Source organism: Furfurilactobacillus cerevisiae, from assembly GCF_048961765.1.
GTDB lineage: Bacteria > Bacillota > Bacilli > Lactobacillales > Lactobacillaceae > Furfurilactobacillus > Furfurilactobacillus milii_A.
The window spans coordinates 1778750-1801216 of sequence record NZ_CP185253.1 but is presented as its reverse complement, the minus strand read 5'-3'; the positions used below and the strand labels follow the sequence as shown (position 1 = coordinate 1801216).

The window sequence follows — 22467 nt, the reverse complement described above, 5'->3', positions numbered from 1 at the left end:
AATGATAAATAAAGAAATTAATTGGCAAGCAGATGATCCGGAAGAATATACCCATGATATCGACAAAGGTTCAATTATTGATTTACCGACCCGTTCATATATTGTTTTATCAGGTGTTGGTAAAGCTGATCCGAATAACCGTGATTTCACAGCGAAGGCAGACGCTCTGTATAAAGTAGCTGATTATTTGGCAAACGCACCTGATAATAACTTGGAGATAGAAGGGTATACACCATTTAAACGATATCCATTACAGGCATGTGGGAACGAGTCACACCTGGTCGTGATGCAGAGTGGCGTTATCAACTCATGATTCGTCAACCAGTCTTTATCACCAAGGAAATTTTACAAACGGCTGAATTTGACATCACTAACGTTGATCAACAATATTTATGGGATATCCGAATGCTTCATTTCTCTGAAGGACTTGAAGCCCAGATTGGCAATAATGGGGTACTGACCCGTATTGGGCCAGCAAACATCAAATTGCAAAAATTCATTCAAGACGCCGGTTATCGTTCAGTTGCCTCGGAAAGCTGGCACATGGAACTTTATTTGGATGATGTAGTGCGTACGCCTGGGGATCAGTGGCACACCATTTTACGGAATGGTATTGAACCGATGGATGTTTCAAAAGTTGTCGAAACAAAGATACCGATTTTCAAGGGGAGCAAATAGGTTATTGAATATTTGAATAGAATTTGAAATGAAAACTCCATACTGATGGAGTTTTTTAATTTTAGTGGAAGTTTTGGATCCCTTTAGCTCTTTATGCGTTTATCGACCAAATTTCTATTTAAAATTTGAACAGCCATATGATCGACTGACATTTATCTTAGTTCAGTACTTTGGACCGACTTAAAGCACTGTTTTTGGGGACCGTTAAAGGACGGAAGTCAATAAAGAATATAATATTTAAGGAAGAAGCTAATCAGGATTTCTTTAGTTCTTTAATGGTATGACTGATTTTATGAGTTAGAAATCACTCTTGTCAAAAGAAGGGGCACAAAAACTTGTTGATTCACTGCGCGATGTATTGATGCTGCCATGCTATTTATTAATACGCTGGTCTAATTAATAAGCTGAGGAGTTCCTGATGCAATAAAGGTTTATTCCACTTAAGTTAATGTAACAAGGACTTGTCCAATATCAGAAAATTATCAATCACGTCCAAGTAAAAGTAGGCTCAAGGTGCAGACTAACACGAATAAAAAAGGGTGTAACATGTTTCGTCAAATGAAACACGTTACACCCTTTTTCTGATGCGTTTTGAATATTATGAAAGCGCTTCAATTTAACCGTGCTGCCCGTTATGCTGTCCTCGTAAGCAAGAAAAATAAATATCAAAAGGGAGCACAACATTATGCAAAAACGTGATTTTATCGACACCAATACTTATACCAAAGAAGAAATTCAATACATGATTGATTTGGGTATTAAATTAAAGCAGTCAATCAATGCAGGCTATTATCCGCAAGTATTAAAAAATAAAACATTAGGTATGATCTTTGAACAATCATCAACTCGTACACGGACCTCTGCTGAAGCCGCAATGACAGAATTGGGTGGGCACGCCCAATACTTAGCTCCTGGTCAAATTCAACTGGGTGGTCATGAGACTATTGAAGATACTTCGCATGTTCTAGGGAACATTGTAGATATCATTGGTGCACGGGTTGAACGTCACAAGGCGGTTGCCGAAGTTGGTAAGTTTGCTCAAGTACCAGTTGTTAACTTTATGAGTGACTATAACCATCCAACGCAAGAACTTGGTGACATCATCACAATGAGTGAGCATCTGCCAGAAGGCAAGAAATTAAGTGACTGCAAGATTGTCTTTGTCGGGGATGCAACACAGGTTTGTGTTTCAACGATGTTTATGGCAACCAAGATGGGCATGGACTTTGTTCAATTTGGACCAAAAGGATTCCAGATTAAGCCTGAAACGTTAGCGATTGGTAAAAAGAACGCTGAAGTATCTGGTGGTTCAGTTCTTGTTACTGAAGATGCTGATGAAGCGTTGAAGGATGCCGACTTTATCTATACAGATGTTTGGTACGGCTTGTATGAGTCAGAGTTGCCAAAGGACGAACGGATGAAGATCTTCTATCCAAAGTACCAAGTAAACGCCGATCTTGTTGCTAAGGCTTCAGATCATGTTAAATTCTTACACTGTCTGCCTGCATCACGTGGTGAGGAAGTCACAGATGAAGTTATTGATTCTGACTATTCATTAGCATGGGAAGAGGCTGGTAATCGAAAGACAGCCATGCGTGCAATCTTTACTTACTTATTAAATCCACGCATCAAACATCCTTCAGATGCTGAAGCTAAAAAGTATCAAAGCGAAATTGACGATTTATTGGCCCACCAAGTGGACACCAACCTTGTCAGTGACTAAATCTATTTCCAAACACTTTTGGTAGTGTCGTGAAAGGAAATTACGATGAACAAGCAAAAGAAAAAGTTTCGGTTATTTGATGCGGTGCTAATGGCAGTCGTTGTGGTACTAGTTGTTGAATCAGCAGCGCCGGCTGCAGCCATTGGACCATCACAGTTCTTTTGGTGGATTTTTCTACTAATTCTCTTCTTCATTCCGTACGGACTCATCTCATCGGAATTAGGGACGACGTACGTTGGCGATGGTGGCTTATACGATTGGGTTAAACAAGCCTTTGGGCGTCGCTGGGGTGGTCGTTTAGCATGGCTCTATTGGTTAAATTATCCATTATGGATGGCCAGCCTTGGCGTGCTATTTGCGGAAGTTGCTGGACAAATATTCGGAGTTCATTTCAATACGTTCTGGACTAGTATCATCGAACTCGCCTTCGTCTGGACGGTTGTTACATTAGGCAATAAACCAATCAGTGAAAGTAAATGGATTATGAATTTAGCGGCGTTCGCTAAAATATTTACGATATTGTCGCTGGGAATTATGGGGATTTACTTCGCAGCAACTAAAGGTTTAGCAAATAACTTTAGTGGAACCAATTTGCTACCGAAACTAAACCTTTCAAGTTTAAGTAACCTTTCGGTAATTATCTTCAATTTTTTGGGCTTTGAAGTGGTCGCAACTATGGCTGACGATATGGATAATCCTAAGAAACAAATTCCACAGGCCATTATTTATGGTGGTATATTAATTGCTTTCTTCTATTTATTGGCTGCGTTCGGTATGGGCGCTGCTATTCCTACTGATAAGTTGTCAGCTTCTTCTGGTTTGATTGATAGTTTCGTGCTGATGATTGGCCATATGAACTGGTTTGTCGTTATCATTGGCATTATGTTTCTCTACATTCTCGCATCAGAAATGGTTTCCTGGGCGCTAGGTGTTAATTACGTTGCTAACTATGCGGCTAAGGATCATGCATTGCCGGCTATCTTTGGTAAAGAAGATGCTAAAGGAATGCCTGTGGGTACTGGGTATTTAAATGGGATTATTGCTTCAGTTTTGGTAGTGGCGTCGCCATTTATTCCAAATCAAAATATCTTCTGGGCATTCTTTGCATTAAATGTAGTGGCACTGCTGTTGTCGTACACGATGATGTTTCCAGCATTTTGGAAGTTACGACGTGACGATGCGCAACGCGAACGACCATTTAAAGTACCCGGTGGGAAATTCGTGATCAACCTTATGACATGGGTTCCTGAAGTATTACTTGTTGCGACAATTTTGTTATCAATTTTACCGTTAAATGGTTCAGCATCAGAGTTGGCCAACAAAGTTCCGATTCTAATTGGTACCATTTTGGCAGTTATTGTCGGCGAAATCGTTGTTCGAGTTGCGGAACGAAAAGACGATTCAAGCATGAAAGATGAAAAGGTTTCTCAAAATTCAACTCATTCGGCGAATGTCAGCGGAAAGGACTAACTAAATAATGAAAACTTTAACAAGCACACCTCAGCAAGATGGGTACAGAATGCCCGGAGAATTTGAAGAACATCAAGGTGTTTACATCCTATGGCCACAAAGACCTGATAACTGGCGTAACGGTGGTAAACCAGCACAGCATACTTTTGTTAAAGTAGCAGAGGCCATTTTCCAATTCGAACATGTCACAGTTGGTGTCAATGATGACCAGTATGAGAATGCGCGAACAATGTTACCCGACAATGTTGAAGTCGTCGAAATTTCAAATGATGACTCTTGGGTACGGGACTGTGGTGCAACGTTTGTAAAAAACGATAAGGGTGGTCTACGGGCTGTGGATTGGACATTCAATTCATGGGGTGGTTTAGTTGATGGTTTATATTTCCCATGGGATAAGGATGACCGTGTGGCTCAAAAAATGTCTGAGATGGAACACGTGGATCGCTACCGATTAGACGATTTCATTCTCGAAGGTGGTTCTATTCATGTGGATGGGGAAGGCACTTTAATTACAACAGAAGAATGTCTTCTGTCGAAGGGTCGCAACGCGCAACTTTCAAGAGAACAAATCGAGGAAGTTCTAAAAACACACCTGAATCTCAAAAAGATTATTTGGCTCAAAAACGGGATTTATAATGATGAGACTAATGGGCACGTGGACAACATTGCCAACTTTGTAAAGCCAGGGGTTGTCGCCCTGGCCTGGACAGACGATAAAAACGACCCGCAATATCAAATTTCGAAAGAAAATCTAGATATTTTGGAACATGCTACCGATGCTAAAGGTCGCCAGATTAAAGTGGTTAAGTTAACTGTGCCAAAGCCAGTTTTGATTACCAAAGAAGAAAGTGAGGGTGTCGATGCAGTTGATGGAACCTTGCCTCGTCAGGCCGGAGATCGTTTAGCTGCAAGTTACGTTAACTACTACACGGCAAACGGCGGTATTGTCTATCCAACGTTTGGAGACCCGGCGGATGATAATGCGCAAGAAGTATTAGAACAATTGTATCCAGATCGCAAAGTAGTCGGGGTACCGGCTCGAGAAATTTTATTGGGTGGTGGCAATATTCACTGCATTACCCAACAGGTACCGAAAGCGTAGGTGAAGAATATGGCAGGTAGAAAAATAGTTGTTGCTCTTGGTGGTAACGCAATTTTGACCAACGATGCCAGTGCTAAGGCTCAGCAAAACGCATTGCGCAAAACTGCTGCTTCATTAGTTCAGTTCGTTGAACAAGGTGATCAGTTGGTGATTTCTCACGGTAATGGTCCTCAAGTTGGCAACTTGTTACTTCAGCAAGCCGCTGGGGCAACAGAAAAGAATCCAGCAATGCCAATCGATTCCGCGGTTTCAATGACGCAAGGGAGTATCGGGTATTGGCTTCAAAATGCGATGGATGAGGCGCTGGCGGAAAAGGGTTCAGATAAGTCTGTAGCCACGGTTGTGACACAAGTTGAGGTTGATGCAGATGATCAGGCCTTTGCTAACCCTACAAAGCCAATCGGGCCATTTTATAAGGCCGATGAAGTCGCCCAGCAACGACTGGATCATCCTGAGTTTACGTTTGTTGAAGATGCTGGACGTGGTTATCGCCGAGTAGTGCCATCACCGAAGCCAATCGGCGTGGTTGAAGCTGATGTTATTAATCAGATGGTCGACGCTAACATTATTCCGATTTCTGTTGGTGGCGGCGGTGTTCCGGTTGTTAAAGACGGTTCACGATATATTGGTCGTGAGGCCGTCATTGATAAGGACTTCGCTTCAGAAAAATTAGCCGAACTCATTCATGCAGATTTACTGATTATTCTGACAGCAGTTGATAACGTCTATGTGAACTTCAATCAGGCAAATCAACAAAAGTTAACTGATGTAACGGTCGAGGAATTGAACGATTATATCGAAGAAAAGCAATTTGCTCCTGGTTCGATGTTGCCTAAAATTCAAGCCGCAATGGATTTCGTCAATCATAGTGACCACGGTAAAACAGTAATCACGTCGCTTGACAATGTCGGCGAGTTTCTTACCTCTGGCGCAGGTACAACGGTTATGAAGGCTCGCGATACAGTTCTGAACAAGTGATTTGATTTTTGTATGAACTTATTTAGGTTTTGTTTCAAAAATGCACTGATTTTCTAAGGAATAGGAAATCGGTGCATTTTGATTTTAAATTAAACGTATGGAGACCCAACGCTATTAGTCCACTAGTAAACTAATACCGTCGTGGCGTCATATTGATAACGTAATTACTGTATATTTGTAAAGTGCCGTTACAAATATATTCAGGAGGAAATTCATGAAATTAACTACTTTGCCACCAACTAGTGGTGTCAGGTTTGTTGCTGAATTTGAAAGACAAAAAGATGCTTATTTGATTTGGCCTGAAAGACCGGACAATTGGCGAGATGGTGCCAAACCGGCCCAACGGGCGTTTACAAAGCTAGCCAACCTGATCGGTAAATATGAGCCAACAACAATGTTGGTGTCCAGCAAACAATATTTAAATGCTAGGCATCTATTAGACAATCATATACGCGTTTTAGAGATGAGCAGTAATGACGCGTTTATTAAAGATACAGGCCCAATTTATGTCGAAGCAGAGGGAAAACTTCAAGCAATTGATTTTGGCTTCAATGCGTGGGGTGGATTATTGGATGGTTTGTATTTTCCGTGGGATCAAGATCAGCTTATTAGTGGGAAGTTAGCCGAGCTGAACAGCATTCCATATTATGTAGAACATAATTTAATCGTCGAGGGGTGTTCTATTATCACCGATGGGCAAGGCACTTTGATTACTACTGAGGATGTTTTACTGTCTGAAGGTCGTAACCCAGGTCAGTCAAAATCAGAAGTGGAAATGATGTTAAAAAGATATCTTGGCATAAAGAAAATCATCTGGTTAAAGCATGGTTTCTTTTTAGATGAAACAAATGGGGCCGTCGATAATATCGTCAATTTCATTGCGCCAGGCGAAGTGGTGATTACTTGGACTGAAGATAAAAAAGATCCAATGTTCCAAACCGTTCGGCAAATTGAAAGAGCTTTGTTAAAGGCGAAAGATGCGTATAATCGTTCCTTAAAAATTCACCATTTAAATATGCCAAAAGTGCAAACTGTCGGAAAAGTAGAAAGCGAGTCAATTGATCCAATAAATGGTTTGTTGCCGCGGACTCCAGGGCAACGGTTAACGACTAGTTATGTTAATTATGTATTGATTAATGATGCTGTGATAGTCCCACAGTTTGGAGACAGCAATGACGACAAAGCGGTAGAGAAACTACAGGAGTTGTTTCCTAAGCGACGCGTTTTACCGTTTAATGCCCACGAAATGATCTTAGGTGGTGGCGGTCTACACACCGTTGTTCATACGCGTCCTGATGTCTCCTGTCTTGGGGGTGAGTAACATGAACTTTTTTGAGATTGTCAGCACTCACTTGCAAAGTTTAACGGATAATGAACGAAAGCTGTTTGATTACATTGTTAAAAACATGGGTGACGTTCAAGAAATGTCAATCCGCGAGGTTTCAGCGACTTGCTTTGTATCAACGGCGACATTTTTAAGATTTGTTAGAAAAATTGGTTTTTCTGGATACAGCGAATTCATCACGGTTTTAAAGTTCACGACACGTGACAATGCCAGTGAGGCGCGAGATCAGGCCAATAATCAATTTGTTGTTAATCAGTCTAGCTATCGAGAAGATTTTCTTAAAAATATTGAAGAAACGGTTCATGTTCTTCGACCTGAAGTGCTCCATCAAATCACGGCAAAGTTATCACACACGAGAACGATTTTTATTTTTGCGCGTGGTCTAAGTAAGAGTGCGGCAAGGTACATTACAAATCTTTACCAATTAGCTGGATTCAACGTTAGCTTTCCTGAAGATCAATTATATAGACGCGCAGCAATGGACCACATTACCGCGGAAGACCTAATCCTTATTATCGACTATACGGGTGAGGAGGTTGAGTTCGTTAATCTTATTCAACAAGTTTTTAAAGAGCCCCTAAATCGGCCAATGGTGCTGTCGATTACAGGCGCTGACAACAACACCATTCAAAACCTGAGCGATATTAATTTGTATACTTTTTTTGACCAAATCAGATCCAAAGAGGGTGTCGAAATCAGTTCCCGTGTGACCGCAATTGTGATTATGGAATTGATACTCTATCAATGGCTGGATGAGTAGAAAATTGCTGGAAAAGAGTTTAATAATAGTTGTCGGTCAATGATTAGCTATGTCGCGAACCTTTCCGAAACTAGTCTTGCAGGTCGGAATATGAGACTTTGCCGGATTCACGGACCTTTACCGCAAGTGATGTGAAACGTAATATTGCGGGATCGATGTAGTTTAATGATTTTTGAAATCCGTTAAGATAATCCGTCCAGGAGGAGTCTAACTCCTGTGGGTTAACGATAAGAAAACGCCCTTTTAGCATTAGGGATGTATGAGCATCCTCGTTAAAACAATAAATAGCTGCATTGGTTGTGTTGCTCAAATTTTTAACTGTGGCAGAATTGTGCTTTGTATAGAAAAAGATTGTGTCTAATGATCTGTCCATTTTTAAGGGAGTAAGGGCTGTAATATTTGGAAAACCGAGTGAGTCTATTGTGGAAACTTGAAATACCGTGGCCGATTCAAGCATCTTTTCTGCGACTTTAATGGTTTTTAGCATGTCTATCCTCCAAATGTTTTCTTTAAATAAAGGGTATCATAACAATAAGTAATTACGAAAAAAACTGATTGGAAAATCACTTGTGGTGACTGACGTCTGCTTAATATGCTGTTAGTTACGCATTCACTACAAAATGTGAACGCAAGATTTATCCTGTCCATTTTAGTTTAGGTGTAAAGATAAACATGAGGTAGATTGCAAATTTAATCCGAATTTTTGGACAAATTGGTCAGCATAACCTGATACGGTGTTTTCCAGTCAAGTATTTTAAGCGGTCTCTGGTTAATTTGGAGTAACGTCGTCGTTAAATCTTGAGCACTAATGTGCTCAAAACGAGTCCCCTTAGGATAAAAATAGGTAGATTGCAAATTTAATCCGAATTTTTGGACAAATTGGTCAGCATAACCTGATACGGTGTTTTCCAGTCAAGTATTTTAAGCGGTCTCTGGTTAATTTGGAGTAACGTCGTCGTTAAATCTTGAGCACTAATGTGCTCAAAACGAGTCCCCTTAGGATAAAAATAACGTAAATTCCGATTAAAGCGTTCATTACTACCACGTTCAGCTGGCGTATAAGCATGACAGTAATAGGTCTTAATACCATATTGTGATTCAAATGATACTAGCCCACTAAACTCAGTACCACGGTCCACAGTAAAACTGTGCACCGGTCCATTAAAAGTTGTTAGGAACTTAGTCAGTGCTTCATTAACACTCGCTGTCGTTCGGTCCTTTAACCGATATGCCCAAAGGAACCGTGATTTGCGATCGATTAAAGTTAATAAAACTGCCTTACTATGCCCACGAGGGCCAACGACGGTATCTAGTTCAAAATCACCGATGCGATTACGTTGATTAATCATCATGGGACGCTGTTCAATCGATCGCCCCAAAGATTGATTATATTTGGATCGTTGGTCAACGTTACGCCGTTGGCGTACGCCATGTTCAGGTAGATCATTCAAGGAGAAACCAATTCTCCCCTGATTTAGCCAATTATAAATAGATTTAGTCGCTAGTTTAAATTCGTGAGCAATCATTCCTGGTGACCAGCTTAGATGTAAATGGTTGAGAATTGTTTGCTTTAACTCATCGCTCAGCTTAGTTTTCCGACCACATCGTGATCGCTTGTATTCGGCATCTGTTTGTGCTAATTCAGCCTGATAAGGTTGACATCGAGATAATTCATAAGAAATTGTTGACGGTGATCGGTTCAGCCGAACGCCCATTTGGATATTGGACAGCCCTAGTTCACAAAAGGTTTCGATTTTAATTCGTTCGGAATAGGTTATACTAGACAAAAGATCAGCTCCTAAAAGATGGGTTTGTTGTAAACACCATTTTAAAGGAAGCTGATCTTTTTTGTCCGAACAGCGTTCGGATTAATTTTACAATCTACTAAATACCCAATTTCATCAATAATTAATAGGTCATAGCGCGAATAGCGGCTTAGAGATCGATCAAGCAGTCCTTTTTCGTAAGCTGCTCTCAATCTAATCAACAGCTCATGACAATTAATAAAGAGAACCCGACAGCCCTGTTTACAGGCCTCAATCCCAATACTAATTGCCAAGTGGGTTTTACCGACTCCCGGATTGCCAATAAAGATTAAGTTTTCAGACTTTTCCATAAAAGCCAGATTCTGGAATTCCAGAACCTCTTGGCGATTCATACTGGGTTGAAAGCTAAAATCAAATGTATCTAGGGATTTTGTATTGGGGAACCGAGCACGGCCAATGGCCCGTGCAATCTGACCTTCGTGTCGATTCTGGAGTTCCGAATTAGTTAAATCAATTAGCGCCTCAGTTAATGACAGATTATCAGTGTGAATTTGATCAAGGTAATTCGGCAAGTATTCACGGATTTTGTTTAACCCTAAGCGCTCAAGATTATTTAAAAGAATTTGATTATTAGTGGTCATGGTAGCCTCCTATAAGTTGTCGTAATCAGTCATATGTTCACGAATGTAAGCTGAAATGTCTTCATCTGTCCGCCCTTTAAGCAAATCAGATTTGAGGATATTGAACTGATCTTGGGGGTCATAATTCAGCGAATTGGTAGTTATGGAGTGCGTACGAATTTCTTCTCCGTTATAATAAATGTGAATGCGCTGCTCATCATTGGAGATTTCAACAGCAACCGTACAACCAATGTATCGCGGATCTACTGAGTACTTACATTTGCGGAAATTGATCATGGCCTCCTTCGAAACGACACGGGTAATGTTTTCTTCGAAGTATGGTTCAAGGAGATTAACTGGAACGCGATGAAGGTACTCTTTTTCTTCGTCTAACCATTTCAGGTACGGGACTTCGTCCGTGGCCTGCGAAGTTTCATGATTTAGATCATCTCGGAGCATATGAACTAGTTCGATTAGCTCAGTTCCATCAGCAAATTCAGTATTGTATGGCCGTAAACGTTCAACCGTGCGAGCAAGGGCTTCAACTGCACCTTTAGTTTGTGGTCTGAATGGTCGACAAGCAATTGGTGTGAAACCGGCATCTTTACAGAATTCGTGGAACCGTTCGTTAAAGACAGCGTGGCCAAACTGGGATTTTGTATGATCCACAACGGTTTTCATATTATCAAACCAGATTTCCGTCGGAATACCTCCGGTATGAAGGAAAGCGTCGTGTAAGCAAGAAAAGAGGGTATCTTGGCTCCGATCAAAGGTTAGTGTCATATATTTGAGTTTTGAATAAGGCAATACATACAAGAAAATATTGAATTTAAACAGCTCACCCTCGCTGCTCACTAGGGCCATTTCTTCTTTCCAGTCAACTTGAGCAGAGAGACCAGGGGAATGTTCAATCCGAATGGTAGCTTTCTTAACTCGTTCTCGGCGGGTTTGGCGACAATAATCTTTCACGAGGGTATAGCTGCCGGTAAAGCCCTTCTTCTGGATAAATTTAAAAATTGAAGCAGCCGAACAATTTAGTTCAAGCTTTGAATCGATGGTTTGCTTGAATGGATCCAGTAAACTTGGCCGTTTCGGTCGACCACTTGGTCGGCCCTTAAGTCCAGCTTTGACTTCCTCATAGGCTTTCTTAACGGTTCGATAATCAACATTATATTGCCGGGCAATCTCGGCGAAGTTAGGCTTAATATTTTCAGTCACGTAAATCGTCACTCCTTCTCTTAAATCACGTCTCACATCAAATTCCTCCTACACTCTGATGTGATTCATGATACAAAAAATGTAGGAAAACCAACAGTTCTAACCTGCCGTTTTCCTACATTTTACGGGTGCCTTTTACATTTACAACAAACCCATCTTTTAGGAGCTGATCTTTTGTCTAGTATAACCTATTCCGAACGAATTAAAATCGAAACCTTTTGTGAACTAGGGCTGTCCAATATCCAAATGGGCGTTCGGCTGAACCGATCACCGTCAACAATTTCTTATGAATTATCTCGATGTCAACCTTATCAGGCTGAATTAGCACAAACAGATGCCGAATACAAGCGATCACGATGTGGTCGGAAAACTAAGCTGAGCGATGAGTTAAAGCAAACAATTCTCAACCATTTACATCTAAGCTGGTCACCAGGAATGATTGCTCACGAATTTAAACTAGCGACTAAATCTATTTATAATTGGCTAAATCAGGGGAGAATTGGTTTCTCCTTGAATGATCTACCTGAACATGGCGTACGCCAACGGCGTAACGTTGACCAACGATCCAAATATAATCAATCTTTGGGGCGATCGATTGAACAGCGTCCCATGATGATTAATCAACGTAATCGCATCGGTGATTTTGAACTAGATACCGTCGTTGGCCCTCGTGGGCATAGTAAGGCAGTTTTATTAACTTTAATCGATCGCAAATCACGGTTCCTTTGGGCATATCGGTTAAAGGACCGAACGACAGCGAGTGTTAATGAAGCACTGACTAAGTTCCTAACAACTTTTAATGGACCGGTGCACAGTTTTACTGTGGACCGTGGTACTGAGTTTAGTGGGCTAGTATCATTTGAATCACAATATGGTATTAAGACCTATTACTGTCATGCTTATACGCCAGCTGAACGTGGTAGTAATGAACGCTTTAATCGGAATTTACGTTATTTTTATCCTAAGGGGACTCGTTTTGAGCACATTAGTGCTCAAGATTTAACGACGACGTTACTCCAAATTAACCAGAGACCGCTTAAAATACTTGACTGGAAAACACCGTATCAGGTTATGCTGACCAATTTGTCCAAAAATTCGGATTAAATTTGCAATCTACCAAATGACAAGTGGATTAACCACACACCTGATTGCTAATGCAGGTCGTGGTAAACGTTTTTTACTTACCAATGAAGATGGTCACGAATTGGGCCGTGTTAAAAATCACGGTTGGACGAATTTGTGGAACCAATTCTTGGGCTGGGCTGTGGCAATGCCAATTCATGACGAACTCACCGTGGAAGGAATGACGTTAACGGTCGAGTCGAAGACACATTTATTGAGTAGTAAATACCGTTTGGAGATCAACCATCAGCCGGTGGCATTAGTGTTAACTCATAATTTTCAAAACGGTTATCTCATTAACGTGAAGAATGAACGCTACCAGTTGAAGGCAGGGCTTGGCAACGCTAGTTTTCAAATATTTCGTTCAGGCGATCAAGCATTAGTAGTTAGCATGCGGCAGCAAATTGATAATCCAGATGCGTTTTCGGTCACGGTAAATGAATCCTTTGGTCTATTAACTGGTATTGGACTGGCAATGATCATCATGCGCGAACAGGGAAAGTAACAAAGAATCGTTACTGGGAACAGAAAAATAGCGTGACAATGAGGTGTCCTATATACTGGACTCAATTAAGTTTGAGGAGGTTTCAGTATGGCAAAGTTGACATCCGAAATGAAAGATTTGATTTCACAAGCGTTTCCGTTTATTGCGACCGTTGATGAGGATGGAAATCCACAAATTGGTCCAAAGGGCACGCTGAGAGTCATGGACGATGAACATTTAATCTATAATGAGGAAACTGGGCGCCAAGCTTGGCACAATTTGCAGGCAAACCATAAGATAGCCGTTGCCGTTCACCCTTATCCAGGTAAGATTGGATTGCGAGTTGAAGGGTACGCAACAATCTATAAAGATGGCCCCGTATTTGACGCTGCTCACCAGTATGCTGTGGATAATCAATTGCCTGATTTAATTGCAGCTGTTGTCATTTCCGTTGACCGAATTGTGAGTCTTAATGCAGGTCCTGACGCTGGTACAGAAATCGCAAACGAACCAGTTTTAGATTAATTTAATCAATGAAATGCTAAAAGCCCAATTCGTCGGAATTGGGCTTTTTATAATACGCGTAAGAGTGAACGTAAATTCTATTTTATTGAGCGGTGTAGCCACCGTCGACAACGAATTCTGATCCGGTAGCGAACTTGGATTCGTCGGAGGCGAGGTAAACACAGATGTTTGCAATATCATCAGGTTCACCGATGTGACCAACTGGTGTTAATTTTGTTTGAGCTTCTTCCATTCCTGGTTGGGCTTCCACTAGTGGTGTTTTGATGTACCCAGGGTGCACAGTGTTGACGCGCACGCCGTAACCTTGTTTTGCGGCATACAACGCTGCAGACTTGCTGAATAAGCGAACGCCACCTTTAGATGCATTATAAGCTGCCAATAGTGGGTCACCGATGAATCCTTCAATGGAGGACATGTTGATAATGGAGCCACCGTGGTTCTTCATTGCAATCATGCCGTACTTTGTACCGTAGAAAACACCATCCAAGTTAATTCCCAGCAATTGATGCCATTCATCAGCGGTGGTGTGCTCAACATCTTTCGCAATGGCGATACCAGCGTTGTTGACAATGACATCAAGCTTACCAAACTTAGCAACAGTCTCATCAATAACTTCTTTAAAGCGAGCTTCATCAGAGGCATCTTGTTGCATATAAAGGGCGTTGTCACCGCCGTTCAGACCATCGAGTGCTGTTTGACCGTCATCCTTGTTGCGTGAGGTGATAACAACTTTAGCACCTTCTCGTAAAAAAGCGGCGGCGGTTGCCAGCCCGATACCCTTGGTTCCACCTGTGATAATTGCAACTTTATCCGTTAAACGATTTGCCATTTTCATAACCTCCATTGGTTTAGGTTGCTACTACACCGTTATTTTCGCATGTTTGGTAAACAATGTGAAGCAATATACAAGATGAAAATAATTGAAAATGTTGTTGCTTACTTTTCGTAAGTGCGATATAGTAAACCCCGTTATAGAAAACAATGATAAAACTTTGGAGGACGATGACATGGAAACAGAACTTTTAGGCTTAATGAAGCAACGTCGATCAATTTACAACTTGGGCAAACGGGTGAGCCAGTCTCAAGACGACATTACCACGTTACTCAAGGACGTAATCAAAGAGTCACCGTCCGCCTTTAATAGTCAAACAACGCGTGTCGTTTTTGCTTTTGGTGACGCTCACGAAAAAGTTTGGGACATCGTGTTGGACGAGTTGAAGAAGGTTGCGCCTGCGGAGGCCTTTGAAGGCAGCAAACAAAAGGTCGAACAGCAATTTAAGGCTGGATTTGGGACGATTCTTTGGTTTACTGATATGGATAAAGTTAAGGAATTGGAAGATGGCTTCCCACTGTATGCTGACAATTTCTATGATTGGTCGGAACAGCATATTGGTAACAGTCAGTTTGCAGCGTGGACTGCTTTAGCTGAGAACAATCTGGGTGCATCTGTTCAACATTACAACCCGCTTATTGACGACAGTATTGCTAAGGCATTTGACTTACCAAGCAACTGGCGCTTACGTAGTGAAATGCCATTTGGGTCAATCGAAAGTACGGCCGACGATAAAGATTATATGGATGATGAAGATCGCTTTAAGACAATCGATTAGTAGAAATGGTTTCAACAAAGCGACATTCCAAATGATGCGAAAAGCCTATTTGTATAGGGGATTCATCAATTTGTAAAGTAACTCTTCACAATATTGGTATACATTACATTGATAACTGGTAAATTGTTTTACTCGCTTAAATAAATGCCTGTATAAGACCGTTTATAAGTGATGATAAATAAAGCGTACGCAACTTAAATAGTATATTTTTAATATTTGGTATATCCTTTTTATGAAAAAACGGTTATAATATCCATATAGCAATTATCAATGGGCATTAACTGTTTCAAAGGAGGGTGTACCATGGCAAACATTCTATTTATCAATGCGGATCAGCAGAGTACGCAAACGTTGATTTCGGCAATGGCCGCATCTCAACCTGCGGATCGCTTGCGCTTGACCACGATGCATCCTCACAACTTATCAAAGCAGGTACGTGAACGTTTTGAAATTTTGGTTGGCGCGGCCGATGATGGTCTATTCATGGCTGAGGCAACTGCCGGTATCGACGCTGTGTACCTAACTTCAGGGATGGCGACAGTTAAATACTTGCACACCTTGAGTTGGGCACTGACTAATTTCAAACGGCCGGTAAAACGGCTCATTTTAACGAACAGTGCTGCGTCCGATAGTGAAGTGAAGACCGTGACACCGTTTTGTTCGGATCGATTGGCGGTACTGACAGCATTAGGTGCAACACATGTGGCGTTTGTCCTTGTCCAACAGGTTGCTGCCAAAGTTGCTGATCGTGTCTTAATTGAGACAGTTGATGCCCGTAGTCAAGTGTTGCGGCAGGTTATCGAGTTGCAGCAGTGGAATCAATGGCTGATTACACTGTTGTCAGCGAATGTTGCCAAACCATGGGTTGGTATCGCAAATTAAGCGATTTTATATTTGAAATGAAGAAAGACGATCACTGAATGAATTTCAGTGATCGTCTTTTGTGGACCGATTAAATTTTAAATTACTGAACTAGTCGTCAATTCGTGCAAATTGCAGGCTCAACAGACTGTTGAATAGTGACTGATCAAAACGATGGTTTTCTGACCGAACGCTGCTTGGTACGATAACAGTTCGATCTTCTTTTGTCTGTGCCTTTGTTTTAAATAAGCGACGTAGTTTTGATGTAATGATGTTGCGATGTGCTTCAGTTTCCATCTGCTGTCCCTCCATGCGAGAAATCTAAAAAAATTGACTACTTATAAATACCATCTTTTTCAAGATGGGTCAATAGAAATGCTCGATAAAAGTCAGAAAAGGTCAAACTTTTTATAAAAGTGTATGAAAACGCCATCATTGGTTACTGAATTGATCTTTTTTCTACATGCTTGGGGTGAAAAAATACGCAACATTAAAAGTTCATCATGAAGATCGATTCGATAAGATAATGACAAATTTTAGATGGCGACAGTGGTATGTTGAAGATGGCCGCAGCAATCCACCAGCATAGAAGACCAACGGCTAAAGTAGTTAAACGTTTCATGCAATCTCCTCCAGAAACAGTTTTAGAGTTTAACGTTACGCATACATAGAAAGAGGCACGCCTCCAGCAATGGAAGGGCGTGCCATTTTTGCTAAAACTTGAGGGTTAAACTTGTGGTTGTGCGGCGTCCACTGCAGTTTCCGGAGCAGAGGATACAGGCGGCGTTGAAGCATGAGGCTTCTTGACTGGCTCATCATCAAAAATCACCGTATTCACAGTATCGATATACTGAGCTGAAACAGGGGTTACATAAGTCAGATGGTTGTCTTTATCAACCACCACGTTTGATTCTGCGATGGTCTTCATTGCGGCACGGACTGCGGATTCAGTTAAGTCTTCACTAACGTATCGTAATTTTAGGTGGCTGGCTTTGCCGTCACCGTTTTTGAATTTTAAACTAAGCTCTTTCATAGACTAAGTCTCCTTTGAGTGTGAGTTAGGCGTTCGCTTCTTGCTTTGTGGTAACAAAGATGTCGTTAACACTGTCGTTGGACAGACTTGCAATTGCTGCGCCAAACTTGTTCAGTTGATCGTCAGTGACGTTTTGAGCAACGGTATTATAATTCCGTTTGATCGGCGTACTGTGACCTTCACCTGAAATAAGATATTGAACGCTCGTTTTAAGCCATTTTTGTGACATGTGTTTCGCTCCTTAAATGTTGAGGTATTTGTATATCGTGGCCACGACTACATCATTAGTAACGAAATGACGAGCGCACTTTGTAAAGGGGAAGGTAATTTTTATGGTACAGGAAGTTTACAAAAGCCTCGCGCAAGTGTATTTCGGCGTAAAAAAACTTTGTCAATCCTAGGTAAAAAAGTACCAAGGCGACAAAGTTTAAGGTGTTCCATATTTAATTAACGCTGTTGAACGGCTGCATCGTATTGTTGCTGAAGCAGGGAAATGGCGCGTGGCTCTGCCCGTGGACTGGTGTATGGTTTCATTGCTAGTCGACGAACCATCGGGTCATTTTCGCCATAGTTTACGTCAAACAAAGCGTGCCGACTTTCAGGTTGACCATAATCGTTTGAGTCAGCATAATTGAAAGATGCACCGTTAACTAGTGCGTTGCGTTCTTCTAAGGTTAGACCGCGGACGTATGCTGGCACATCATTTACATTAGCAATTTGTCCCAGTGGCACAATGATGAATGTCGGTTCGGGAACGGGTGCAATCACAAATTCACTATGAAAATCGACTAGCCGTTTGAAATTAGCGGTTGGGAGTGCCGGCAACACGCCGCGTGCTAAAGCCTCTGGTTGCTTGTTGTGCATCCGGGAAGAGTCCGCTTTACTGGCAATATTGCCGTGAGCGATGGCGTCTTTGTCAAACGCAATGAGCGCTTCGAGATCATTTTCTCCGTTGAGTTCAAATGAACGCCGCACAAATGCGACATTATGTGCATCGATTAGGTACCGTAACTGATGAACCATGCGCACCGTTGCGTCATCTTGAGCCAGTCCGTTTGGAAAAGCTGCCTGAACAGTACGAGCAAGTTCGCGCCAGAAGGGGTCGCTGGGACCGGCTTCACGGGCGAATTCATGATCCGCCACTAAATCGCCGGTGTTGCTGTTGAGATGAGCACCAAGGATTGAAAGCAATTGTCGCATTTTGTCCAGCGGTGCCATCGAACTGGCGGCAAATAAAGTGGTAAATGCTGAGCTGCCTACGGTGGCACTGGATGCTTGCCAGTTACTAAACTGGGTCTTTAAATTTGTGTCATTAACTGTTGACGCGATTTTTTTAGTTAAAGCTGTTAAAGCTGCTTCATCCCATTGCTGGTGATCTGCCAAACGGACCAGCAAATCGTAGGTTCCTTCGACATAGGCTGACATGTTACTGTCGGACAAACTGACAGGTGGCTCAATTAGCGAAATAAGTCTTTGATGTTGCGCCATAATGCGCCTCCTCGTTCTTCTTAGCGTAAGGGTAACACATTGCGACGGGTAAAAAGGAATATTTGAATGAAAATTATCCATTTGATTAGTTTAAATGGGATTTGCGAACGCTGATCTACACGAACAGTGGTAAATTGAAAGAAAGTTCTTAAATAGCCGAATTCGATTTTTCTTCAAGGGAAAGGGTCATTTATTATTCAATGGAAAAGCAAGCGAGCAATGTTTTAAGTACACTCATTATTCAAGATTTTACCGCTCTTGGGCAGATGTCCATGACGTCCGCCTTGACGGTAAGCCAATCGATGAATATTTTGACGGCGTCTTTGCCTGTTCAAATGTTGTCAACACAAACAGAAGGATTTGGTCAACCTCACAGAGAAATAATGGCTGGTTGGCTGGAACAAGTTTGGCATCATTGGGATATCAATGACATCAATTCATTTACCTCGACGCTTATTGGGTATTTAGGAACAAATGAGCTGACCCAACTAGTGAATAGGGAAATTAAGCAACATCACAACCAAAACATCATTGTCGATCCAGCGATGGCGAATCAGGGCAAACTCTATCCATCTCTGACGAAAAGTTACGTTGACGAGATGAGACAGTTAATGAGTGGTGCGCAAATTGCTTTGCCTAACATCACCGAACTGGGTCTGTTGTCAGAAAGCGATGTAGAAATGAACCGATCGGATGACAAATTACGACAGGCGTTGAAACGTTGCCAAAGTTTTGCTCCTAACTGTCAGGTTATTGTAACAGGAGTCAAAAAAGGCAGCGCGATTGGTTGTGCTTGGGTTAGTGGCAATGAAATCGAGTGGGTCGGTAAAAACATGATCAAAGGTCACTTTTTCGGTACCGGTGATTTGTTTAGTGCAACCTTTAATGTACTGAAACTTAGGTCGCCCAAGCTTGATACGGAACAGCTAGTTTCAGAAGCGATGGCGGTTGTTTACACAGCAATCCAAGAAACATCAGCCCTTCCGACCACCCAGTGGAGGTTAGGTCTTCAGCTTAAAGAGGCAATTTCACTATTGATGAGTTTTGAGTAAAATCTATTAGTAAAAAGAATGATGCCGAGTACAAAAGCTGAGCAGGTTCTATTAAAGGGCTTACATTTCACTATGCTTTTATTGCCACTTGGCTTATGCTATGTAAAGTGACGAATAAAAGAGTTATTTATGAAGAGTAGGGTAAATTATGTCTAAGAAAACGACGATAACTGATATTGCAAATGAGGCAGGCATTTCGCCAACAACTGTTTCGCAGATTCTTAATGGTAAGGGTGAGCGCTTTAGTGCCACGACACGGCAAAAAGTGCTCGGTCTCCAAAAAAAGATGGGCTATCACAATACGGGGAATGATAAGCCATTTGAATCAAAAGTGACGGTTGGAATGATCGTGCCAAGCCTGGATAATCCGTATTACCGTGAATTGATCCATGGTGTTCAGGATGGCTTGGTGTCACAGTTTGCAGAATTGTCAGTGGAATTTTCAGAAAATTCTGAGGGCATCGGATATCATATTCATGAATTAAGCGAACGACCAGTAGATGCAATTATCGTTGCAGGAGATAATATGGATCTTGCTTTTGTGCAAACGCTACTGGCCAATACTGGTCTGCTTAGCATCATCATGGATCCGCAACAGGACAACGAGTCTTCTGTGGCCATTAATGAACTTGAAGCCGGCAGTAAATCGGCCGAATATTTACTTGATAATGGACACAGAAAAATTGCCTTGCTAATGAAGGCAGGAAATAGTGAAAGTAAACTGCATCGGATCACAGGCTTTTCAAATGGTTTGAAAGAATATCATTTGGATTTAGACCCAACATTATTTTTGGAGCAGCCTGATGATTCTAAAGTAAGTGGTTTTAATTCAGCCAAACAGGTTATTGATAGCGGTGCAACCGCAGTTTTTGCTTTCTCTGATGAGCTCGCTGTTGGATTGAATCGTGGTCTCCTTGCTCATGGCAAACGTGTGCCAGAAGATATCTCTATCCTTGGCTTTGATGATATTGAAATTACGCGCTATGTCCAACCAGAATTATCGACGGTTCATCAACCAATTCAAGAAATGGGCGAAAAACTCGTGGAAATATTATTCGCCAAAAAAAGTGACGATGAATTTACACTGAATTCAGATGAACGACTCTTTTCAGTTGTTCTGAAAAAACGTGGAAGCATTAAACATATCTAATTGAATCCATAAAAAAAGATAAAGTAAGACAATCAATTGTGATAATTGATTGTCTTTTTTTGTGTCCATTTGTCTAGGTAAAAAAAACGTAAAATTATAAAATGCTAAGAAAATCGCAAAAAAGATGCGAATTAGTAGGCGTAATAGGGGTGCTAAACTAGGCAAAAAATGAGCAATGTAAAAAAAACGTAAAAGAAAACGTTTACAAATTCGCATTGTAAATGCAAAAAACGGGTAGTAAAAATATAGCCGTGGCAAGTTTTACTTGTTCTTTACCAACAATATTTTTAGGAGGTACGACATGGATAAGCTCAAAATTGCGTCAACGGAAAAGGCCATGAACTTTTTTGAAACAGACCGTGAAATTGTGTCTGCAACAGAAACTGACTTTGTTGACGTCGCGGCTGTAGTGGTCATGGATGAAGACACATCTGTTGTTGAAGCGGCAAATGAGTAGATTGTAAAATTAATCCGAACGCTGTTCGGACAAAAAAGATCAGCTTCCTTTAAAATGGTGTTTACAACAAACCCATCTTTTAGGAGCTGATCTTTTGTCTAGTATAACCTATTCCGAACGAATTAAAATCGAAACCTTTTGTGAACTAGGGCTGTCCAATATCCAAATGGGCGTTCGGCTGAACCGATCACCGTCAACAATTTCTTATGAATTATCTCGATGTCAACCTTATCAGGCTGAATTAGCACAAACAGATGCCGAATACAAGCGATCACGATGTGGTCGGAAAACTAAGCTGAGCGATGAGTTAAAGCAAACAATTCTCAACCATTTACATCTAAGCTGGTCACCAGGAATGATTGCTCACGAATTTAAACTAGCGACTAAATCTATTTATAATTGGCTAAATCAGGGGAGAATTGGTTTCTCCTTGAATGATCTACCTGAACATGGCGTACGCCAACGGCGTAACGTTGACCAACGATCCAAATATAATCAATCTTTGGGGCGATCGATTGAACAGCGTCCCATGATGATTAATCAACGTAATCGCATCGGTGATTTTGAACTAGATACCGTCGTTGGCCCTCGTGGGCATAGTAAGGCAGTTTTATTAACTTTAATCGATCGCAAATCACGGTTCCTTTGGGCATATCGGTTAAAGGACCGAACGACAGCGAGTGTTAATGAAGCACTGACTAAGTTCCTAACAACTTTTAATGGACCGGTGCACAGTTTTACTGTGGACCGTGGTACTGAGTTTAGTGGGCTAGTATCATTTGAATCACAATATGGTATTAAGACCTATTACTGTCATGCTTATACGCCAGCTGAACGTGGTAGTAATGAACGCTTTAATCGGAATTTACGTTATTTTTATCCTAAGGGGACTCGTTTTGAGCACATTAGTGCTCAAGATTTAACGACGACGTTACTCCAAATTAACCAGAGACCGCTTAAAATACTTGACTGGAAAACACCGTATCAGGTTATGCTGACCAATTTGTCCAAAAATTCGGATTAAA

26 protein-coding genes and 2 pseudogenes are annotated in these 22467 nt (G+C 41.4%); 17 read left to right on the top strand and 11 right to left on the bottom strand.

Going from position 1 to position 22467, the window contains the following annotated elements:
- The first annotated feature begins 1 nt into the window (after nucleotide 1).
- The 8 genes from ABUE36_RS08680 (at nucleotide 2) to ABUE36_RS08645 (ending at nucleotide 8056) form a co-directional block, all read left to right on the top strand.
- Nucleotides 2-313, top strand: a complete 312-nt coding sequence (locus tag ABUE36_RS08680; protein WP_421016610.1) for a hypothetical protein — start codon at nucleotides 2-4, stop codon at nucleotides 311-313.
- Nucleotides 310-678, top strand: coding sequence for a hypothetical protein (locus tag ABUE36_RS08675; protein ID WP_421016609.1), 369 nt, complete (start codon nucleotides 310-312; stop codon nucleotides 676-678). Before ABUE36_RS08680 ends, ABUE36_RS08675 begins: the two co-directional genes overlap by 4 nt.
- 685 nt (nucleotides 679-1363) lie before the next feature.
- Nucleotides 1364-2401, top strand: coding sequence for a putrescine carbamoyltransferase (gene ptcA / locus ABUE36_RS08670; RefSeq protein WP_421016608.1), 1038 nt, complete (start codon nucleotides 1364-1366; stop codon nucleotides 2399-2401).
- 45 nt (nucleotides 2402-2446) lie between these two features.
- The gene (locus tag ABUE36_RS08665) at nucleotides 2447-3871 is read left to right on the top strand and encodes an APC family permease (protein WP_421016607.1); all 1425 of its coding nucleotides are present in this window, start codon (nucleotides 2447-2449) and stop codon (nucleotides 3869-3871) included.
- 7 nt (nucleotides 3872-3878) lie between these two features.
- Complete coding sequence (gene aguA, locus ABUE36_RS08660) at nucleotides 3879-4973, top strand: agmatine deiminase (protein ID WP_421016606.1); 1095 nt, start codon at nucleotides 3879-3881, stop codon at nucleotides 4971-4973.
- A gap of 9 nt (nucleotides 4974-4982) precedes the next feature.
- Nucleotides 4983-5951: a carbamate kinase gene (gene arcC / locus ABUE36_RS08655; protein WP_421016605.1), complete on the top strand. Its 969-nt coding sequence runs from the start codon at nucleotides 4983-4985 to the stop codon at nucleotides 5949-5951.
- Nucleotides 5952-6165: 214 nt separating this feature from the next.
- Nucleotides 6166-7272: an agmatine deiminase gene (gene aguA, locus ABUE36_RS08650; protein WP_421016604.1), complete on the top strand. Its 1107-nt coding sequence runs from the start codon at nucleotides 6166-6168 to the stop codon at nucleotides 7270-7272.
- Nucleotide 7273: 1 nt separating this feature from the next.
- Nucleotides 7274-8056, top strand: coding sequence for a MurR/RpiR family transcriptional regulator (locus tag ABUE36_RS08645; RefSeq protein ID WP_421016603.1), 783 nt, complete (start codon nucleotides 7274-7276; stop codon nucleotides 8054-8056).
- 70 nt (nucleotides 8057-8126) lie between these two features.
- Here the strand turns inward: ABUE36_RS08645 and ABUE36_RS08640 are convergent, their stop codons facing one another.
- The 5 genes and pseudogenes from ABUE36_RS08640 to istA all read right to left on the bottom strand — a co-directional run bounded on the left by ABUE36_RS08640 (nucleotide 8127) and on the right by istA (nucleotide 11696).
- On the bottom strand, nucleotides 8127-8543 hold the full coding sequence (locus tag ABUE36_RS08640) for a pyridoxamine 5'-phosphate oxidase family protein (protein WP_161001126.1): 417 nt from the start codon (nucleotides 8541-8543) through the stop codon (nucleotides 8127-8129).
- A 203-nt stretch (nucleotides 8544-8746) separates the two neighbouring features.
- Nucleotides 8747-8899 (bottom strand): annotated as a pseudogene (locus tag ABUE36_RS08635) (IS30 family transposase); the annotation flags it as partial.
- A gap of 14 nt (nucleotides 8900-8913) precedes the next feature.
- Nucleotides 8914-9843: an IS30-like element ISLpl1 family transposase gene (locus ABUE36_RS08630; protein WP_096109805.1), complete on the bottom strand. Its 930-nt coding sequence runs from the start codon at nucleotides 9841-9843 to the stop codon at nucleotides 8914-8916.
- A 98-nt stretch (nucleotides 9844-9941) separates the two neighbouring features.
- Nucleotides 9942-10463: pseudogene (locus tag ABUE36_RS08625) on the bottom strand (ATP-binding protein); the annotation flags it as partial.
- A gap of 9 nt (nucleotides 10464-10472) precedes the next feature.
- A complete protein-coding gene (istA, locus tag ABUE36_RS08620) occupies nucleotides 10473-11696 on the bottom strand; it encodes an IS21 family transposase (protein WP_003555353.1) in 1224 nt (407 codons plus the stop codon).
- Between the two features lie 138 nt (nucleotides 11697-11834).
- On the opposite strand from istA, the gene ABUE36_RS08615 reads away from it, so the two are divergent.
- From ABUE36_RS08615 to ABUE36_RS08605, 3 genes are all read left to right on the top strand, one after another.
- Nucleotides 11835-12764: an IS30-like element ISLpl1 family transposase gene (locus tag ABUE36_RS08615; protein ID WP_096109805.1), complete on the top strand. Its 930-nt coding sequence runs from the start codon at nucleotides 11835-11837 to the stop codon at nucleotides 12762-12764.
- Nucleotides 12765-12780: 16 nt separating this feature from the next.
- Nucleotides 12781-13287, top strand: coding sequence for a hypothetical protein (locus tag ABUE36_RS08610; protein WP_161001128.1), 507 nt, complete (start codon nucleotides 12781-12783; stop codon nucleotides 13285-13287).
- Nucleotides 13288-13374: 87 nt separating this feature from the next.
- Nucleotides 13375-13791: a pyridoxamine 5'-phosphate oxidase family protein gene (locus ABUE36_RS08605; RefSeq protein ID WP_161001129.1), complete on the top strand. Its 417-nt coding sequence runs from the start codon at nucleotides 13375-13377 to the stop codon at nucleotides 13789-13791.
- 82 nt (nucleotides 13792-13873) lie between these two features.
- Here ABUE36_RS08605 and ABUE36_RS08600 read toward each other — a convergent pair whose 3' ends face one another.
- Nucleotides 13874-14620: a glucose 1-dehydrogenase gene (locus ABUE36_RS08600; RefSeq protein WP_161001130.1), complete on the bottom strand. Its 747-nt coding sequence runs from the start codon at nucleotides 14618-14620 to the stop codon at nucleotides 13874-13876.
- Between the two features lie 178 nt (nucleotides 14621-14798).
- Between ABUE36_RS08600 and ABUE36_RS08595 the strand changes: the two genes are divergently transcribed.
- Together ABUE36_RS08595 and ABUE36_RS08590 are read left to right on the top strand one after the other, a co-directional pair.
- Nucleotides 14799-15401 (top strand): nitroreductase family protein, encoded by a 603-nt coding sequence (locus tag ABUE36_RS08595; protein WP_161001131.1) that lies wholly within the window; start codon nucleotides 14799-14801, stop codon nucleotides 15399-15401.
- Nucleotides 15402-15704: 303 nt separating this feature from the next.
- On the top strand, nucleotides 15705-16283 hold the full coding sequence (locus ABUE36_RS08590; protein ID WP_161001132.1) for a hypothetical protein: 579 nt from the start codon (nucleotides 15705-15707) through the stop codon (nucleotides 16281-16283).
- A gap of 90 nt (nucleotides 16284-16373) precedes the next feature.
- Here the strand turns inward: ABUE36_RS08590 and ABUE36_RS08585 are convergent, their stop codons facing one another.
- The 5 genes from ABUE36_RS08585 to ABUE36_RS08565 form a co-directional block, all read right to left on the bottom strand.
- A complete protein-coding gene (locus ABUE36_RS08585) occupies nucleotides 16374-16559 on the bottom strand; it encodes a hypothetical protein (RefSeq protein WP_017262090.1) in 186 nt (61 codons plus the stop codon).
- Between the two features lie 193 nt (nucleotides 16560-16752).
- The gene (locus tag ABUE36_RS08580; RefSeq protein WP_421016602.1) at nucleotides 16753-16884 is read right to left on the bottom strand and encodes a hypothetical protein; all 132 of its coding nucleotides are present in this window, start codon (nucleotides 16882-16884) and stop codon (nucleotides 16753-16755) included.
- A gap of 105 nt (nucleotides 16885-16989) precedes the next feature.
- Nucleotides 16990-17295, bottom strand: a complete 306-nt coding sequence (locus ABUE36_RS08575) for a DUF2922 domain-containing protein (RefSeq protein WP_161001133.1) — start codon at nucleotides 17293-17295, stop codon at nucleotides 16990-16992.
- Nucleotides 17296-17320: 25 nt separating this feature from the next.
- On the bottom strand, nucleotides 17321-17524 hold the full coding sequence (locus tag ABUE36_RS08570; RefSeq protein WP_161001134.1) for a hypothetical protein: 204 nt from the start codon (nucleotides 17522-17524) through the stop codon (nucleotides 17321-17323).
- Nucleotides 17525-17742: 218 nt separating this feature from the next.
- A complete protein-coding gene (locus ABUE36_RS08565; protein ID WP_161001135.1) occupies nucleotides 17743-18783 on the bottom strand; it encodes a DUF3114 domain-containing protein in 1041 nt (346 codons plus the stop codon).
- A 200-nt stretch (nucleotides 18784-18983) separates the two neighbouring features.
- Between ABUE36_RS08565 and ABUE36_RS08560 the strand changes: the two genes are divergently transcribed.
- The 4 genes from ABUE36_RS08560 (at nucleotide 18984) to ABUE36_RS08545 (ending at nucleotide 22466) form a co-directional block, all read left to right on the top strand.
- Complete coding sequence (locus ABUE36_RS08560) at nucleotides 18984-19835, top strand: bifunctional hydroxymethylpyrimidine kinase/phosphomethylpyrimidine kinase (protein ID WP_421016601.1); 852 nt, start codon at nucleotides 18984-18986, stop codon at nucleotides 19833-19835.
- A 148-nt stretch (nucleotides 19836-19983) separates the two neighbouring features.
- Nucleotides 19984-20985 (top strand): LacI family DNA-binding transcriptional regulator, encoded by a 1002-nt coding sequence (locus ABUE36_RS08555; RefSeq protein ID WP_421016600.1) that lies wholly within the window; start codon nucleotides 19984-19986, stop codon nucleotides 20983-20985.
- A 301-nt stretch (nucleotides 20986-21286) separates the two neighbouring features.
- The gene (locus ABUE36_RS08550; protein WP_421016599.1) at nucleotides 21287-21442 is read left to right on the top strand and encodes a hypothetical protein; all 156 of its coding nucleotides are present in this window, start codon (nucleotides 21287-21289) and stop codon (nucleotides 21440-21442) included.
- A gap of 94 nt (nucleotides 21443-21536) precedes the next feature.
- Complete coding sequence (locus tag ABUE36_RS08545; RefSeq protein WP_096109805.1) at nucleotides 21537-22466, top strand: IS30-like element ISLpl1 family transposase; 930 nt, start codon at nucleotides 21537-21539, stop codon at nucleotides 22464-22466.
- Nucleotide 22467: the final 1 nt, after the last annotated feature.

Coding starts and splice junctions, on each gene's coding strand:
- ABUE36_RS08680 (WP_421016610.1), top strand. CDS start 2: ATGATAAATAAAGAAATTAATTGGCAAGCAGATGATCCGGAAGAATAT.
- ABUE36_RS08675 (WP_421016609.1), top strand. CDS start 310: ATGATTCGTCAACCAGTCTTTATCACCAAGGAAATTTTACAAACGGCT.
- ptcA (WP_421016608.1), top strand. CDS start 1,364: ATGCAAAAACGTGATTTTATCGACACCAATACTTATACCAAAGAAGAA.
- ABUE36_RS08665 (WP_421016607.1), top strand. CDS start 2,447: ATGAACAAGCAAAAGAAAAAGTTTCGGTTATTTGATGCGGTGCTAATG.
- aguA (WP_421016606.1), top strand. CDS start 3,879: ATGAAAACTTTAACAAGCACACCTCAGCAAGATGGGTACAGAATGCCC.
- arcC (WP_421016605.1), top strand. CDS start 4,983: ATGGCAGGTAGAAAAATAGTTGTTGCTCTTGGTGGTAACGCAATTTTG.
- aguA (WP_421016604.1), top strand. CDS start 6,166: ATGAAATTAACTACTTTGCCACCAACTAGTGGTGTCAGGTTTGTTGCT.
- ABUE36_RS08645 (WP_421016603.1), top strand. CDS start 7,274: ATGAACTTTTTTGAGATTGTCAGCACTCACTTGCAAAGTTTAACGGAT.
- ABUE36_RS08640 (WP_161001126.1), bottom strand. CDS start 8,543: ATGCTAAAAACCATTAAAGTCGCAGAAAAGATGCTTGAATCGGCCACG.
- ABUE36_RS08610 (WP_161001128.1), top strand. CDS start 12,781: ATGACAAGTGGATTAACCACACACCTGATTGCTAATGCAGGTCGTGGT.
- ABUE36_RS08605 (WP_161001129.1), top strand. CDS start 13,375: ATGGCAAAGTTGACATCCGAAATGAAAGATTTGATTTCACAAGCGTTT.
- ABUE36_RS08600 (WP_161001130.1), bottom strand. CDS start 14,620: ATGGCAAATCGTTTAACGGATAAAGTTGCAATTATCACAGGTGGAACC.
- ABUE36_RS08595 (WP_161001131.1), top strand. CDS start 14,799: ATGGAAACAGAACTTTTAGGCTTAATGAAGCAACGTCGATCAATTTAC.
- ABUE36_RS08590 (WP_161001132.1), top strand. CDS start 15,705: ATGGCAAACATTCTATTTATCAATGCGGATCAGCAGAGTACGCAAACG.
- ABUE36_RS08585 (WP_017262090.1), bottom strand. CDS start 16,559: ATGGAAACTGAAGCACATCGCAACATCATTACATCAAAACTACGTCGC.
- ABUE36_RS08580 (WP_421016602.1), bottom strand. CDS start 16,884: ATGAAACGTTTAACTACTTTAGCCGTTGGTCTTCTATGCTGGTGGATT.
- ABUE36_RS08575 (WP_161001133.1), bottom strand. CDS start 17,295: ATGAAAGAGCTTAGTTTAAAATTCAAAAACGGTGACGGCAAAGCCAGC.
- ABUE36_RS08570 (WP_161001134.1), bottom strand. CDS start 17,524: ATGTCACAAAAATGGCTTAAAACGAGCGTTCAATATCTTATTTCAGGT.
- ABUE36_RS08565 (WP_161001135.1), bottom strand. CDS start 18,783: ATGGCGCAACATCAAAGACTTATTTCGCTAATTGAGCCACCTGTCAGT.
- ABUE36_RS08560 (WP_421016601.1), top strand. CDS start 18,984: ATGGAAAAGCAAGCGAGCAATGTTTTAAGTACACTCATTATTCAAGAT.
- ABUE36_RS08555 (WP_421016600.1), top strand. CDS start 19,984: ATGTCTAAGAAAACGACGATAACTGATATTGCAAATGAGGCAGGCATT.
- ABUE36_RS08550 (WP_421016599.1), top strand. CDS start 21,287: ATGGATAAGCTCAAAATTGCGTCAACGGAAAAGGCCATGAACTTTTTT.